Here is a 14,951-nt window from a genome sequence, read left to right as displayed (position 1 = left end):
AGAATGTTTCCACACAGGAAACAACAGGGCAGGAGGAGATGTGGAAGCCGCATCGCAGGGATGCGGCTAAAAGATTACTTCAGCGTATATTCATCGGCGTCGCGCCAGGCCGGGAAGCGTTCGCGATAGTCCTGCAACGCCTCCAGTGATAACTCGGCGTCGAGGCGCGCGCGGGCGAAGGGTTCAGCGGCCGCGAGGATCTCACCCTGCGGCGAGATAATCCGGCTGTCGCCGCTGTATTGATGCTGATTGCCGTCACTGCCGACGCGGTTACAACCGGCTACATAGGCCTGATTCTCAATGGCGCGCGCCAGCAGCAGCGCCTGCCAGTGCAGCGCGCGCGGTGTCGGCCAGTTGGCGACGTACAGCGCCAGATCATAATCATTCTGGTTGCGCGAAAACACCGGGAAGCGCAGGTCGTAGCAAATCTGCGGCAGAATACGCCAGCCGCGCCAGTTGAACACCTTGCGCGTTTCACCGGGCACATAGTGCTGGTGCTCACTGGCCATGCGGAACAGATGGCGTTTGTCGTACTGGTGCAGCGTGCCGTCGGGCTCCACCAGCAGGAAACGGTTTACCGCGCCCTGGTCGCTCTGAATCGCCGCGCTGCCGCCGACCAGGGCATTCAGGGCTTTGGCATGACCGTGCAGCCACGCTACCACCTGATCCTGCGGCAGCGAACTGGCCGCCGCCTCCATGGCGAAGCCGGTGGTAAACATCTCCGGCAGCAGGATGACATCGCGGCCCGTCAAGCCCTGCAGCACCTCATCGAAATGACGCAGGTTGGCTGCGCCATCCATCCAGCTCAGGGTTTCCTGCAATACGGTAAGTTTTAAAGCTGACATAAACGCTCCGCAGCGGCGTCGAGCGTCGCTTCCTGTTTAGCAAAGCACAGGCGAATGAGCTTGTGCGGGAAAGGGTCCGCGCAGAACACCGACAGCGGAATCGCCGCCACGCCCACTTCACGGGTTAACCACTGGCAGAAACTGACATCATCCAAATCGGAAATGGCGCTGTAATCCACCAGCAGGAAATAGGTGCCGGCACAGGGCAGCACCTTAAACCGGCTGGCGGCCAGCGCCTGCGTCAGACGGTCACGCCGGGCGCGATAGAATGCCGGCAGCGCATCAATATGGTCCGGCTGCTGGCGCAGCATATCGGCAATCGCCAGCTGCGCCGGGGTATTCACTGAAAAGGTGAGATACTGATGCACTTTGCGAATTTCGGCGCTGATCGCCGCCGGAGCGATGCAGTAACCCACTTTCCAGCCGGTCATATGAAAGGTTTTGCCGAAGGATGAGACTGCGATGGCGCGCTGACGCAGGTCGGCATGTGCCAGCACGCTGGCATGGCCCTGCTCATCAAAACAGATGTGCTCATAGACTTCATCGCTGAGCACATAAATTTCCTGTCCGGCGATCGCCTGCCACAGCGCGGCGTAGTCGCTGGCGTGCCACACGGTGGCGGACGGATTATGCGGCGTGTTGACGATCACCAGCCGGGTGCGCGCGCCGAGCAGGCTGCTGAAGGCCTGCCAGTCGACCTGAAAAGCGGGCGGCTGCAGCGCGATGCGTTTCAGCACGCCGCCAGCCAGCTGAACCGCCGGCGCATAGCTGTCGTAACTGGGATCGAAGCAGATCACCTCGTCGCCCGGCCGCACCAGCGCGGTGATCGCAGCATACAGCGCTTCGGTCGCGCCCGCCGTCACGGTGATGTCGCTGTTGATATCCGGCCGATGACCGTACATGTCTGCGGTTTTATCGGCGATCGCCTCGCGCAGCGGCAGGGTGCCAATCATCGGCGCGTACTGGTTGGCGCCTTCGCTGACGTGATGTGCCAGCCGCTGCTGCAAATAGCGCGGGCCGTCAAAATCGGGAAAGCCCTGTGACAGATTGATGGCGTTGTGCTGGGCGGCGAGGGCGCTCATTTGGGTAAAAATGGTGGTGCCGAGCGCCGGTAGTTTGCTCTCGGGGATCAGGTTGGGCTGCGTCATCATCGGGTGCCTTAAGCGCGAATGTCGTTGCGGAGTAACCTTGTGCTGCAGCCACTATAAACAGGATGTTAACACTTGGCAATCGAGACGCTTAGACGTCTAAACGTGGCTGGCACAGACGCTGAGTGCGCTTATCCGCTGCCGCAGGCCATAAAAAAAGCCTCCGGCTGGAGGCTTTTTACGATTACGCCGCTTCGCTGGGGCGGGCGCTCGGTTTGGGTTTGCTGTCCGGTTTGGCCACCGCCAGCGCCTCGGGCGCAAAATCATCCACGTTAATGGCCTTCAGCCGGCTGGCTTCGGCCCGCGTCAGCACCTTCGCTTCACTCTCGTCAATCCAGCCTTCTTTCAGCGCGCGCTGGGCCAGCGCATCCAGCCGGGTGAAGGAGAAGTGTTTTTTCTGCTGCTGACACAGACGATCGTGAATCACTTCTGCCGCCATCACATCCTGCAGCGCCTGCTCCAGCTGACCGGCCGGGTTGTGCTCACTCGGCGTCAGATACTGGCCGCGGCCCAGACGGGTGCGGGTTGCGGACGGCAGCTGCAGCATTTTGGCCAGTTTATGATCCAGTTTATCGGACGGTGCCGGGCAGTGTTTGCCGCCGGCGAAAATCACCAGTCGCAGCGCACCTGCAACCAGGCGATTCGGGAAGTTGCGCAGCAGATCGTCCATCGCCACTTCCGCCTGATGCAGCGCATCCTGCACGCCCCAGTGCACCAGCGGCAGATCCGCCTCGTTGCGGCCTTCATCGTCATAGCGTTTCAGCGTGGCGGATGCCAGATACATCTGACTCAGCACATCGCCGAGGCGTGCCGAAATACGTTCGCGACGTTTCAGGCTGCCGCCCAGCACCGCCATCGACACATCCGACAGCAGCGCAAGGTTGGCGCTCAGGCGATTCAGCTGCTGATAGTAGCGGCGGGTCGCGTCACGGGTTGGCGTAGCGCTGGTGCGGCCGCCGGTCAGGCCAAGCCACAGGCTGCGCACTTTATTACTGCCGACGTGGCCGATATGGCTGAACAGCGCGCGGTCAAAGGCGACGAGATCGTTGTTCGCGGCGGCGTTCATCTCTTCCAGCACCCACGGGTGGCAGCGGATTGCGCCCTGGCCAAAGATAATCATGCTGCGCGTCAGGATGTTCGCGCCCTCAACGGTGATGGCGATCGGGGCGCCCTGATAGGCACGCGCCAGGAAGTTGTTCTCGCCAAGCATGATGCCTTTACCGCCGGCGATATCCATTGCATCAATGATGGCGCGCTGGCCGCGATGGGTGCAGTGGTATTTGACAATCGCTGAGAGCACCGCCGGTTTTTCGCCCAGCATAATGCCGCTGGTGATCAGCGTCGCCGCCGCGTCCATCACGTAAGCGTTACCGGCGATGCGCGCCAGCGGCTCCTCAATCCCTTCCATTTTACCGATAGAGACTTTGAACTGGCGGCGAATGTGCGCGTAGGCACCGGTCGCCAGCGCCAGGCTTTTCAGGCTGCCGGTGGCGTTAGACGGCAGGGTAATGCCGCGTCCTACCGACAGGCACTCAACCAGCATACGCCAGCCCTGACCGGCCATCGCCGGACCGCCGATGATGTAATCGATCGGCACAAAGATATCTTTGCCGCGCGTCGGCCCGTTCTGGAACGGCACGTTCAGCGGGAAGTGACGTCTGCCAATCTCAACGCCTGGCGTATGGGTCGGGATCAGCGCACAGGTAATGCCCAGCTCTTCGGTTTCGCCCAGCAGATGATCCGGGTCGGAGAGCTTAAAGGCGAGGCCGAGCACGGTGGCAATCGGCGCCAGGGTAATGTAGCGCTTGTTCCAGGTCAGGCGCATGCCCAGCACCTGCTGGCCCTGCCAGTCGCCCATGCACACCACGCCGGTATCCGGAATGGCGCCAGCGTCGGAGCCCGCTTCCGGGCTGGTCAGCGCAAAGCAGGGGATTTCATCGCCGCGCGCGAGGCGTGGCAGGTAGTGATCTTTCTGCTCATCGGTACCGTAATGCTGCAGCAGTTCACCCGGACCCAGCGAGTTCGGCACGCCGACGGTGATCGCCAGGATCCCGGACACGCCTGCCAGTTTTTGCAGCACACGCGCCTGCGCGTAAGCGGAAAACTCCAGACCGCCGTACTCTTTTTTGATGATCATGGCAAAGAAGCGGTGCTGCTTGAGGTAAGCCCACAGCTCCGGCGGCAGATCGGCCATTTCATGGGTGATTTCGAAGTCGTTAGCCATGCGGCAGGCTTCTTCTACCGGGCCATCCAGAAACGCCTGTTCCTCTTCGGTCAGGCGCGGCTGCGGGTAGTTGTGCAGTTTCTGCCAGTCCGGTTTGCCGCGAAACAGATCGCCTTCCCACCAGGTGGTACCGGCGTCGATCGCCTCTTTTTCGGTGCGCGACATCGGCGGCATCACCTTCTGGAAGCTGTGCAGAGCCGGCTTTGAGAACATGCTGCGGCGCATCGCCGGCAGGTTGAAAGGCAGCAGAATAATGGCCAGCGGCAGCAGCAGCCACGGCGTCCACAGGCCGGTGGCGGCCAGTGCCGCGGTCCACAGCAGCACAATCGCACTGCTGAGCCGCAGTGAAACCTGATGGTAGAAGAGGGCGCTAATTAACACCAGCGTCGCGATGATCGAGGCAAGCAACATAATGAACCGCTCCGTAAGTTGTAAGAGGTCTGACCTGTTAGTGATAAGGTTTAGAGCAGCGCACGAAATTTATCAATCTGTTTACACCGCAATTACAACCGAACTCACAAAATCGCGCCGGCAATTGGACGTCAGCGCGGCGTCGCGCTTTTCCCTGCTGCGGGCGCTTTGCGGCTCTGGCCCATTCCGTTAAACTTGCTGGGTCAATTTTCCTCTAAAGGACATCCCTATGTATCAGGACATTATTCGCTCAGAACTCAATGAAGCCGCCGATACGCTCAATAAGTTCCTGAGTGATGAAGCCAACATTCACGCCATTCAGCGCGCAGCCGTGCTGCTGGCCGACAGCTTCAAAGCCGGTGGCAAAGTGCTCTCCTGCGGCAACGGCGGCTCGCACTGCGATGCCATGCACTTCGCTGAGGAGCTGACCGGGCGCTACCGCGAAAATCGTCCTGGCTATCCGGCCATCGCCATTTCGGATGTCAGCCATCTCTCCTGCGTCAGCAACGATTTTGGCTACGACTATGTGTTCTCCCGCTACATCGAGGCTGTCGGGCGCGAGGGCGATGTGCTGCTGGGGCTGTCCACTTCGGGTAACTCGGCCAACATCATCAAAGCCGTAGAAGCCGCGCGCGCCAAAGGCATGAAAGTGATTACCCTGACCGGCAAAGACGGTGGCAAAATGGCCGGTACGGCCGATATCGAAATTCGCGTGCCGCACTTTGGTTATGCCGATCGCATTCAGGAGATTCACATCAAAGTGATCCACATCCTGATGCTGTTAATCGAAAAAGAGATGGTTAAGTGATGACGTGCTCCTCCCGCGCCCGCGGGAGGTTCTGATAAGGCGGTTGCTATGTGCGAATTGCTCGGGATGAGCGCCAATGTCCCCACGGATATCTGTTTCAGTTTTACCGGTCTGGTGCAGCGTGGCGGTGCAACCGGGCCGCACAAAGATGGCTGGGGCATCACCTTTTACGAAGATAAAGGCTGCCGCACGTTTAAAGATCCGCTGCCGAGCTACAACTCGCCAATTGCCCGCCTGGTGCAGGAGTATCCGATCAAGTCGCACTCGGTGGTGGCGCATATTCGTCAGGCCAATCGCGGCCAGGTATCACTGGAAAATACCCATCCGTTTACCCGCGAACTGTGGGGCCGCAACTGGACTTACGCGCATAACGGCCAGCTAAAGGGCTATCGCCAGCTGGAGACCGGGCATTTCCGTCCGGTAGGCGAAACCGACAGCGAAAAGGCGTTTTGCTGGATTCTGCATAAGCTGGCTGAGCGCTATCCGCGCACGCCGGGCAACTGGCCGGCGGTGTTTCGCTATGTGGCGGAACTGGCGACGGAGCTGCGCCAGAAGGGCGTGTTCAATATGCTGCTGTCTGACGGACGCTATTTAATGGCCTTCTGCTCAACCAATCTGTACTGGATTACGCGCCGCGCGCCGTTTGGCAAAGCGAAGCTGCTCGATCAGGATGTGGAGATTGATTTTCTGCAGCAGACCACGCCGAAAGACGTGGTGACGGTGATTGCGACGCAGCCGCTGACCGGTAATGAAACCTGGCACCGCATCGTGCCAGGCGAGTGGGCATTATTTTACCTGGGTGAGCGCCAGGAATGATTTCGACGCCGCTTCCGGCGTGGTCATGACCGGCGTGTTGTTCACCGCATACTGACCGGTTGCCGTCACGTTGACCGTTGGCGGCACGTGGTATTTGGCGAAGTAAGCATAGCCCGGCTGCAGTTCACGCCAGAAGCTGATGTAAGTCGAGTAACGATGACGCTGCATGTTGCTGTCGGTCATGCGGAACGGGAAGATGTTGACCTGCACATCCTGCTGACCGTTACGCAGCGCGGCGTTCACGTAAGTGAAGATCTCATCCATCGATGCGTTGGTCATGGCATAGCAGCCCACGGACACGCAATCGCCGTGAATCATCAGATAGTTACCGTTATAGCCTTTGGCGCGATCGTACTGATTCGGAAATCCGGTATTGATGGCGCGATAAAAACGGCTGTCCGGCTTAAGCTGATTCATCTTCACGTTATAAAAGCCTTCCGGACTTTTAAAATCGCCCTGACGACGTTTCGGCCCGAGGCCGCCGGAGAAGTTACAGATGCGATAGCTGTCCAGCAGACGATATTCATTACCGATTTTGCCGTACAGTTCCAGCGTACGCTCTTCCTTGAAGATCTGAATAAATACCGGTGTACCCAGTAATTGTTTCTTTAACTCTTTGCTCACCGGAGCCAGCGGCTGCATTGGCTCAGGCGTCATTGCCCAGCTCAGGAGCGGCATAAGAATCATCGCAAACAATAATGCGATTCTGCCCATTCTGTGTGTACCTTGAAGTGAAGAGGAACGCTGACGCAGTGCGTCACTGTATTGCATTATCGGAAATATCCGCTACCGCAGCGCAACATTATCATTGTCTGGCGTTTAATCAAGCCGGAGTCCGAGAAAATGGTGCAATCCTAAAGGGAATACGACCACAAATTTGTAAACTTTAATCGCACGCGCCACAAATATTGCCGTTGTTTTTCTCTGCTGTATACTTATCCAGTATCCGGAGGGGCGTATGCGCAAAATCATTCATGTCGATATGGACTGCTTTTTCGCGGCAGTGGAAATGCGCGACGATCCTTCATTACGTGATATCCCGATTGCCATCGGCGGCAGCCGCGTGCAGCGTGGGGTGATCAGCACCGCCAACTATCCGGCGCGGAAATACGGTGTGCGCAGCGCGATGCCGACCGCCACGGCGCTGCGCCTCTGTCCCCATCTGAAACTGCTGCCCGGCCGCTTTGACGCCTATAAAGAAGCTTCGCAGCAGATTCGCGCCATCTTTACCCGCTATACGCCACTGATTGAGCCGTTGTCGCTGGATGAAGCCTATCTGGACGTCACCGACAGTGAATACTGCCAGGGATCGGCCACGCTGATGGCGCAGGCGATTCGCGCCGATATCCTGCGCGAAACCGGCCTGACCGCGTCCGCCGGCATTGCGCCGATCAAGTTCCTCGCCAAAATCGCCTCAGACATGAACAAGCCAGACGGCCAGTATGTGATCACGCCGCAGGCGATGCCGGACTTTCTGCTGACGCTGCCGCTGAGCAAGATTCCCGGCGTCGGCAAAGTGGCCACCAAAAAGCTCGAAGAGATGGGGCTGCGCACCTGCGCTGACGTACAACAGGCCGATCTGGCGCAGTTGCTGAAGCGCTTTGGAAAATTTGGCCGCGTGCTGTGGGAGCGCAGCAACGGCATCGACGATCGTGACGTGGTGGTGGAGCGCGAGCGTAAATCGCTGGGTGTCGAGCGTACGCTGGGCGAGGACATCCATCACTGGGAGCAGTGTCTGGAGATTATTGATTTTCTCTATGCCGAACTCGATCGCCGTCTCAGCGCGATCCGCCCGGATAAGCAGATTGCGCGCCAGGGCGTAAAGCTGAAATTCAACGATTTCCAGCTCACCACCCAGGAGCATGTCTGGCCGGTGCTGAATAAAGACGACATGATCGCCGTGGCGCGTCAGGCCTGGGACGAGCGCCGCGCCGGACGCGGTGTGCGGCTGGTGGGGCTGCACGTCACGCTGGTAAATCCGCAGCTGGAACGCCAGCTGGTGCTGGGGTTGTAATGGCTGAGCTGCCGCTGGAAGAGCGCTACAGCGCGGTTGCCTGACGCGGCACCGTTACCGTAAATAAAAAATCCTGCCCGGGGGCAGGATTTTTTTTATCGCAACGGCGTTACGCTTTTTCCGGTACCACGTTCAGCAGCGCAGTCAGCAGTTTCCAGTACAGACCGACGCTGTCGATGTGCACCTGCTCGTCCGGCGAGTGTGGACCGGTGATGGTAGGCCCAATCGACACCATGTCCATGTCTGGATACGGTTTTTTGAACAGACCGCACTCCAGACCGGCGTGAATCACCTGAATGTTTGGCGTCTTACCAAACAGCGCTTCATAGGTCTTACGCGTCAGCGCCATGATCGGCGAGTCGGCATCCGGCTGCCAGCCCGGGTAACCACCTTTCGGCGCGGTTTTCGCCCCGGCCAGCGCACCCAGCGAAGTCAGGGTTTCGACCACCCAATCTTTACCGGTGTCGATCAGCGAGCGGATCAGGCAGATGATCTCGGCGCTGTCCTGCTCCATGGTGACCACGCCGACGTTAAGCGAGGTTTCCACCACGCCTTTCGCCACGTCCGAGTTGCGAATCACACCGTTTGGCGTGCTGTTCAGCAGGTTGATGAAGCGATCGCGGCTGTCTGCGGTCAGCGCCTGGCCCTGATGCGCCAGCGGCTCGCTCAGCACGGCGACGTTCTTCTCTTTACTGCCCAGCTCATTCTGCAGCGTGGCCTGGAAATGGGCGGCAGCAGACTTCAGCGCATCCACTTTATGGCTGTCGATGGCCAGCGTAGCGAACGCCTCGCGCGGAATCGCATTGCGCAGCGTACCGCCGGTGAACTCAATCAGACGGATATCCAGCTCAGCAGCGTGCACGGCAAGGAAGCGCGCCAGCAGCTTGTTGGCGTTGCCGAGACCAAGATGAATGTCCGCGCCGGAGTGGCCGCCTTTCAAACCTTTCAGCGTCAGCTTCAGGGTTTCGAAACCGGCAGGCACGGCCTCGCGGCTCAGCGGCAGGGTAGTGATAAAGTCGATACCCCCGGCACAGCCCATGTAGATCTCACCTTCCTCTTCCGAGTCGGTGTTGATCAGGATGTCCGCCTGCAGCCAGTTTGGTTGCAGACCGAAGGCGCCGTCCATGCCCGACTCTTCGGTCATGGTCAGCAGCACTTCCAGCGGGCCGTGGGTCAGGCTGTTGTCCGCCAGCACCGCCAGCGCAGAGGCCATACCGATACCGTTATCCGCACCCAGCGTGGTGCCGCGCGCTTTCACCCACTCGCCATCAACGTACGGCTGAATCGGGTCTTTGGTGAAGTCGTGTACCGTGTCATTGTTCTTCTGCGGCACCATATCAAGGTGCGCCTGCAGCGCCACCGGAGTACGGTTTTCCATGCCTGCGGTAGCAGGTTTACGAATCAGGATATTGCCGACCTGATCGCGTTCAACCCAGAAACCTTGCTCTTTAGCCCAGCCAACAACGTATTCGGCCAGCGCTTCTTCATGGTAAGAAGGGTGCGGAATCGAGCAGATTTTTGCGAAGATGTCCCACAGCGGCTGCGGGGAAAGTTGAGACAATTCAGACACAACGCGTCTCCTGTGTCAGCGCGGCGGACATACCGCTCGCACGCGGGTTTCCAGTGAAAGATCGCCGTCAGCACATCTGACGTGATGGGCCAGAGAATATCACTGTTTCCTGCCGGGTGCGCCATCGGGCGCGCTAAAAACCTGCAACCGATGTGACGGGTGCTGGTTTTTAACGCGTCAGATCCTTATAATCTCGCGCAACCTTTTCCCCCTTGCATATTTTTAAGCCAATTTCATTGGCCGGGATTCCTTTTATGAGCGAAAAATACGTCGTTACCTGGGACATGCTGCAGATTCATGCCCGTAAACTGGCCCAGCGCCTGCTTCCTGTGGAACAGTGGAAAGGCATCATCGCGGTCAGCCGCGGTGGTCTGGTTCCGGCATCGCTGCTGGCGCGTGAACTGGGGATTCGCTACGTCGATACCGTGTGCATCTCCAGCTACGATCACGATCACCAGCGTGAAATGAAAGTGCTGAAGCGCGCAGAAGGCGACGGTGAAGGTTTTGTGGTCATCGACGATCTGGTGGATACCGGCGGTACCGCGCAGGCGATTCGTGATATGTATCCAAAAGCGCGTTTCTGCACCATCTTCGCCAAGCCGGCTGGCCGCGCGCTGGTGGACGACTACATTGTCGATATTCCGCAGAACACCTGGATCGAGCAGCCGTGGGACATGGGCGTGGTGTACATTCCGCCGATTGTAAAAAGCTGATTGATGCAACGCAAACAACGCCCGGTTATGCCGGGCGTTGTGCTTTCTGCGCCTCGCGCCCGTGCGGCGGGTGCAGTACACTCTTAGCCATCTATGCGACTGCCGCAGGAGAAGCTTAAGATGGCCGAGAAAAATCTCAGCGAAGAACTGTTCAAACCCCGCTTCAAACACCCGGAAACCTCCTCGCTGGTGCATCGCCAGCACCACCCGACGGCGCAGGTGCACAATGCCCTGGAAGGCGATACCCAGCGCGGCTGGTATCGCATGCTGAATAAGCTGCTGTGGACGTGGCGCGGCCTGGCGCCGCAGGAGATCAGCGAAGTGCTGGCGCGCATTGCCGTCAGTAAGTTTGAACACACCGACGAAACGCTGCTGGACACGGTGATTGGCTATCGCGGCGGCAACTGGAACTATGAGTGGTCGAAGCAGGCGGCGCAGTGGCAGCAGCGCGCGATGCAGAACGCCGATCACGATGAGGCCGGCCAGCAGTGGCTGCATGCCGCCAGTCTCTACAGCCTGGCCGCGTATCCTTACATTAAAGGTGATGAGCTGGCGGATCAGGCGCAGGTGCTGGCGAATCGCGCTTATGAAGAAGCCACCCAGCGTCTGCCAGGCGAGCTGAAATCTCTGACCTTTCCCATCAGCGGCGGCAGTCCGGTCACCGGCTTCCTGCATATGCCGGCGCAGGCCAGCGCGCCGTATCCCACCGTGCTGCTGTGCGGCGGTCTCGACTCGCTGCAGAGCGACCATTACCGGCTGTTTCATGATTATCTGGCACCGCGCGGCATCGCCATGCTGACGCTGGATATGCCGTCGGTGGGTTTCAGCAGCAAATGGACGCTCAATCAGGACACCAGCCAGCTGCATCAGCAGGTGCTGCGCGAGCTGAGCAACGTGCCGTGGATTGATCACACGCGCGTGGCGCTGTTCGGTTACCGCTTTGGCGCCAACGTGGCGACGCGGCTGGCTTACCTTGAGGTGCCGCGTCTGCGCGCGGTGGCGTCGCTCGGGCCGATGGTGCATCACGTGTTTGTCGATGCGCAGCGCCAGCAGCAGCTGCCGGATATGTATATGGACATGCTGGCCAGCCGGCTGGGCATGTCGTCGACCTCCGACAGCAATCTGCGCATCGAGCTCAACCGCTATTCGCTCAAAGTGCAGGGCCTGCTGGGTCGCCGGACGCCGGTGCCGATGCTGGCCGCTTACTGGCCCAACGATCTGTTCAGCCCGGAAGAGGAGGCGCAGCTGATCGTCAACTCCTCGGCGCAGGGCAAGGCGCTGGCGATTCCCGCCACGCCAGTGTTTGCCAGCTTTGACAAGGCGCTCAATCAAATTTGCGACTGGCTGGCAAAACAGTTGCAGCGCTAACTGGCGAAATACGCAGACTCTGCTACAACTTATCTTCGGGAAAATACGTGCGGTGGCGTTTTGCCGCCGCGCTGCGTTTTATACGGTTTATTTGAGGGAGAGAGTTAGCATGACGTTACCGAGTGGTCACCCCCGTAGTCGCCTGCTTAAGCGCTTCACCGAATTGGGGCCGTACATCCGTGAAGGACAGTGTGAAGAGACGCGTTTCTTCTTTGATTGCCTGGCGGCGTGCGTCAACGTCAAACCGGCGCCGGAAAGCCGCGAGTTCTGGGGCTGGTGGATGACGCTGAACGCCTATGAAGATCACTTCACCTACGAATACCACTTCGGCCTGTTTGATAAAGACGGCGACTGGAGCGTGGCCGCCATCAAGGGCAAAGAGAACAATGAGAAAGTGGAGAGCACGCTGCGTAATTTCCACGAGCGCCTGAAAGCCACGCTGCATGAGTTTAAGCTTGATCTCAGGCCCGCGGCGGGGTTCAAAGAAGAGCCGGTTAAACTCAGCGCCTGAACCTGAGTCAGACCTGAATAAGAAAGAGCCGGTGATGAGCCGGCTCTTTTTTTACAGACACAGACAGGGTAATGCTGACGCTTAGAACTGGTAGGTCAGACCGACCGCCACCACGTCATCGCTGTTGATGCCCAGCGGGTTGTTGTCATCCAGCTGGTTGATTTTGTAGTCAACCATGGCCGACATGTTTTTGTTGAAGTAGTACGTCATCGCCACGTCGACATATTTCACGATGTCCGCATCGCCAATGCCTTCAATGTCTTTGCCTTTGCTCTGCACGTAGCCCAGCGATGGGCGCAGACCGAAGTCGAACTGATACTGCGCAACCACTTCAAAGTTTTGCGTTTTATTCGCCACGCCGCCCGTGATTGGCGTCATGTTACGGGTTTCAGAGTAGGTCGATGCCAGGTAGATGCTGTTCGCATCATATTTGATGCCCGCGCCCCAGGCTTCCGCTTTGTCACCACGGCCCAGACGGGTCGCCACGTCCTGCGAGTTGGTACGGTCAGCAGAGGAGATCGCACTCATCAGGCTGACACCGCTATCGCCGAGGGTGTAACCCAGTGACGCACCGTAACCGTCGCCGTTCTGCTTAGGAATCTCTGAACGGCCGTTGGCGCTGGTGGAATCGTTCTTGCCCTGATACTGAACCGCGAAACGCAGGCCATCAACCAGACCGAAGAAATTGCTGTTGCGGTAAGTAGCGACGCCAGAAGTACGGCCCAGCATGTAGGTGTCGGTGTAGGCACTGTCGCCACCGAATTCTGGCAGCACGTCGGTCCATGCCAGCACATCGTAAACCACGCCGTAGTTACGACCGTAATCAACAGAGCCGTAGTTACCAAACTTCAGACCGGCAAAGCCCAGACGGGTTTTGTTACCGATGTTAGCGTCGGTGTTGGTTTCCGCGCGGTTACCCTGGAACTGATATTCCCACTGACCGTAGCCGGTCATCAGGTCGTTAATCTGCGTCTGCCCTTTGAAGCCCAGACGGATGTAAGTTTTGTCGCCGTCAGCGGCTGCGTTGTCGCTGAAGTAGTGCATGCCTTTCACACGACCGTACAGATCCAGTTTGTTACCGTCTTTGTTATAAACTTCTGCGGCTTGTGCGGTTGAGGCCAGAGCCAGCGCGGAAACGATGAGTGCCAGTGTGCTTTTCTTCATTTTGCTATCAATCCCAATGAGTAAAATTTGTTGTACCCGTGAAAAGGTTTGTAAAACACGGGACGTTTTACCGACTGGCAATGAAGGTTTTATGACATTTTTTCTGATTTCTTGTTAATCGCGAACTTTTGGTCTACCCGCTTGTCAGGCGTTTTTTGTGCTTTTCCCCTTGCCGCTGTTGGCTTCCTTGCTGACTCCTGTTAAAACGTCCCTTCGCAGATTTTTTTCTTACATGGCAGGAAAAACATGAGTGGCAGTCAGACCCTGGTGGTCAAATTGGGTACCAGCGTCCTCACCGGCGGATCGCGCCGGCTGAACCGGGCGCATATGGTGGAGCTGGTTCGGCAGTGTGCACAACTGCACGCCGCCGGTCATCGCATTATCATCGTCACCTCAGGCGCGATTGCCGCTGGTCGCGAACACCTTGGTTACCCGGAACTGCCACCGACCATCGCCTCAAAGCAGCTGCTGGCTGCGGTGGGGCAGAGCCGTTTAATCCAGCTGTGGGAGCAGCTGTTCTCCATCTACGGTATCCATATCGGGCAGATGCTGCTGACGCGCGCCGACATGGAAGACCGTGAACGCTTCCTCTACGCGCGCGATATGCTGCGCGCGCTGCTCGACAACCATATCGTGCCGGTGATTAACGAGAACGACGCGGTGGCAACCGCGGAAATCAAGGTTGGCGATAATGACAACCTGTCCGCGCTGGCGGCGATGCTCGGCGGTGCCGATAAACTGCTGCTGCTGACCGATCAGCCTGGTCTGTTTACCGCCGATCCGCGCACCAATCCCGAAGCAGAACTGATCAGCGATGTGCATCAGATTGATGATGCGCTGCGCACGCTGGCTGGCGGCAGCGTCTCCGGTCTCGGCACCGGCGGCATGGCCACCAAACTGCAGGCGGCGGATGTCGCCTGCCGCGCCGGCATTGACGTGATCATTGCGGCCGGCAGCCGCCCGGATGTGATCGGGGATGTGCTGCACGGCAAACCGGTGGGGACGCGCTTCCACGCGCAGCAGTCACCGCTGGAAAACCGCAAGCGCTGGATCTTCGGCGCGCCACCGGCGGGTGAGATCACCATAGACGACGGCGCGCTGGCGGCGGTGCTGGAGCGCGGCAGTTCGCTGCTGCCGAAAGGCGTCCGTGACGTGCAGGGCAATTTCTCGCGCGGCGAAGTGATCCGCATTCGTAACCTGCAGGGGCGCGATATCGCCCACGGCGTCACGCGCTATAACAGCGATGCGATGCGCATGATCGCTGGTCATCACAGTCAGGAGATTGGTGAGATCCTCGGTTACGAATATGGCCCGGTTGCGGTGCACCGCGACGATATGATCGTCAGTTAAGGAGCGGAT

General features: G+C 58.7%; 13 protein-coding genes. 7 read left to right on the top strand and 6 right to left on the bottom strand.

What is annotated here, in order from left to right; genetic code table 11:
• Positions 1 to 74: 74 nt before the first annotated feature.
• The 3 genes from OXR61_RS22175 to fadE all read right to left on the bottom strand — a co-directional run bounded on the left by OXR61_RS22175 (position 75) and on the right by fadE (position 4,628).
• Positions 75 to 845 carry an amidohydrolase gene (locus tag OXR61_RS22175; RefSeq protein WP_021507287.1) on the bottom strand — a complete coding sequence of 257 codons (771 nt, stop codon included), beginning with the start codon at positions 843 to 845 and terminating at the stop codon, positions 75 to 77.
• On the bottom strand, positions 833 to 1,993 hold the full coding sequence (locus tag OXR61_RS22170; protein ID WP_031279670.1) for a pyridoxal phosphate-dependent aminotransferase: 1,161 nt from the start codon (positions 1,991 to 1,993) through the stop codon (positions 833 to 835). Before OXR61_RS22170 ends, OXR61_RS22175 begins: the two co-directional genes overlap by 13 nt.
• 184 nt (positions 1,994 to 2,177) lie before the next feature.
• Positions 2,178 to 4,628, bottom strand: coding sequence for an acyl-CoA dehydrogenase FadE (gene fadE / locus OXR61_RS22165; protein WP_021507285.1), 2,451 nt, complete (start codon positions 4,626 to 4,628; stop codon positions 2,178 to 2,180).
• Between the two features lie 229 nt (positions 4,629 to 4,857).
• Between fadE and lpcA the strand changes: the two genes are divergently transcribed.
• Positions 4,858 to 5,436, top strand: a complete 579-nt coding sequence (lpcA, locus tag OXR61_RS22160) for a D-sedoheptulose 7-phosphate isomerase (protein ID WP_021507284.1) — start codon at positions 4,858 to 4,860, stop codon at positions 5,434 to 5,436.
• A 48-nt stretch (positions 5,437 to 5,484) separates the two neighbouring features.
• On the top strand, positions 5,485 to 6,252 hold the full coding sequence (locus OXR61_RS22155; protein WP_021507283.1) for a class II glutamine amidotransferase: 768 nt from the start codon (positions 5,485 to 5,487) through the stop codon (positions 6,250 to 6,252).
• Here the strand turns inward: OXR61_RS22155 and dpaA are convergent.
• Entirely contained in the window at positions 6,223 to 6,966 is a 744-nt protein-coding gene (dpaA, locus tag OXR61_RS22150) for a peptidoglycan meso-diaminopimelic acid protein amidase (protein WP_021507282.1), read from the bottom strand. The genes OXR61_RS22155 and dpaA overlap by 30 nt on opposite strands.
• 244 nt (positions 6,967 to 7,210) lie before the next feature.
• Between dpaA and dinB the strand changes: the two genes are divergently transcribed.
• Entirely contained in the window at positions 7,211 to 8,266 is a 1,056-nt protein-coding gene (gene dinB, locus OXR61_RS22145) for a DNA polymerase IV (protein WP_021507281.1), read from the top strand.
• A gap of 109 nt (positions 8,267 to 8,375) precedes the next feature.
• Here the strand turns inward: dinB and pepD are convergent, their stop codons facing one another.
• Positions 8,376 to 9,836 (bottom strand): beta-Ala-His dipeptidase, encoded by a 1,461-nt coding sequence (gene pepD / locus OXR61_RS22140; RefSeq protein WP_021507280.1) that lies wholly within the window; start codon positions 9,834 to 9,836, stop codon positions 8,376 to 8,378.
• A 254-nt stretch (positions 9,837 to 10,090) separates the two neighbouring features.
• On the opposite strand from pepD, the gene gpt reads away from it, so the two are divergent.
• The 3 genes from gpt (at position 10,091) to crl (ending at position 12,428) form a co-directional block, all read left to right on the top strand.
• Positions 10,091 to 10,549, top strand: a complete 459-nt coding sequence (gene gpt / locus OXR61_RS22135) for a xanthine phosphoribosyltransferase (protein ID WP_021507279.1) — start codon at positions 10,091 to 10,093, stop codon at positions 10,547 to 10,549.
• Positions 10,550 to 10,669: 120 nt separating this feature from the next.
• Positions 10,670 to 11,917: an esterase FrsA gene (gene frsA, locus OXR61_RS22130; protein WP_021507278.1), complete on the top strand. Its 1,248-nt coding sequence runs from the start codon at positions 10,670 to 10,672 to the stop codon at positions 11,915 to 11,917.
• 109 nt (positions 11,918 to 12,026) lie between these two features.
• Entirely contained in the window at positions 12,027 to 12,428 is a 402-nt protein-coding gene (crl, locus tag OXR61_RS22125) for a sigma factor-binding protein Crl (RefSeq protein ID WP_021313042.1), read from the top strand.
• 81 nt (positions 12,429 to 12,509) lie between these two features.
• Here the strand turns inward: crl and ompC are convergent, their stop codons facing one another.
• A complete protein-coding gene (gene ompC / locus OXR61_RS22120; RefSeq protein ID WP_021507277.1) occupies positions 12,510 to 13,592 on the bottom strand; it encodes a porin OmpC in 1,083 nt (360 codons plus the stop codon).
• Between the two features lie 246 nt (positions 13,593 to 13,838).
• Here ompC and proB point away from each other — a divergent pair, with 246 nt between their 5' ends.
• A complete protein-coding gene (gene proB, locus OXR61_RS22115) occupies positions 13,839 to 14,942 on the top strand; it encodes a glutamate 5-kinase (RefSeq protein ID WP_021507276.1) in 1,104 nt (367 codons plus the stop codon).
• Positions 14,943 to 14,951 lie beyond the last annotated feature (9 nt).

The organism is Pantoea sp. GM_Pan_4 (assembly GCF_026541005.1).
Classification (GTDB): Bacteria; Pseudomonadota; Gammaproteobacteria; order Enterobacterales; family Enterobacteriaceae; genus Pantoea; species Pantoea dispersa.
The sequence above is the reverse complement of the archived record's forward strand: the minus strand, read 5'-3'. Positions and strand labels throughout refer to the sequence as shown.

What these genes read in the sequence shown, in the direction of transcription:
- OXR61_RS22175 (WP_021507287.1), bottom strand. Translation starts at nt 845, where the DNA reads ATGTCAGCTTTAAAACTTACCGTATTGCAGGAAACCCTGAGCTGGATG.
- OXR61_RS22170 (WP_031279670.1), bottom strand. Translation starts at nt 1,993, where the DNA reads ATGACGCAGCCCAACCTGATCCCCGAGAGCAAACTACCGGCGCTCGGC.
- fadE (WP_021507285.1), bottom strand. Translation starts at nt 4,628, where the DNA reads ATGTTGCTTGCCTCGATCATCGCGACGCTGGTGTTAATTAGCGCCCTC.
- lpcA (WP_021507284.1), top strand. Translation starts at nt 4,858, where the DNA reads ATGTATCAGGACATTATTCGCTCAGAACTCAATGAAGCCGCCGATACG.
- OXR61_RS22155 (WP_021507283.1), top strand. Translation starts at nt 5,485, where the DNA reads ATGTGCGAATTGCTCGGGATGAGCGCCAATGTCCCCACGGATATCTGT.
- dpaA (WP_021507282.1), bottom strand. Translation starts at nt 6,966, where the DNA reads ATGGGCAGAATCGCATTATTGTTTGCGATGATTCTTATGCCGCTCCTG.
- dinB (WP_021507281.1), top strand. Translation starts at nt 7,211, where the DNA reads ATGCGCAAAATCATTCATGTCGATATGGACTGCTTTTTCGCGGCAGTG.
- gpt (WP_021507279.1), top strand. Translation starts at nt 10,091, where the DNA reads ATGAGCGAAAAATACGTCGTTACCTGGGACATGCTGCAGATTCATGCC.
- frsA (WP_021507278.1), top strand. Translation starts at nt 10,670, where the DNA reads ATGGCCGAGAAAAATCTCAGCGAAGAACTGTTCAAACCCCGCTTCAAA.
- crl (WP_021313042.1), top strand. Translation starts at nt 12,027, where the DNA reads ATGACGTTACCGAGTGGTCACCCCCGTAGTCGCCTGCTTAAGCGCTTC.
- ompC (WP_021507277.1), bottom strand. Translation starts at nt 13,592, where the DNA reads ATGAAGAAAAGCACACTGGCACTCATCGTTTCCGCGCTGGCTCTGGCC.
- proB (WP_021507276.1), top strand. Translation starts at nt 13,839, where the DNA reads ATGAGTGGCAGTCAGACCCTGGTGGTCAAATTGGGTACCAGCGTCCTC.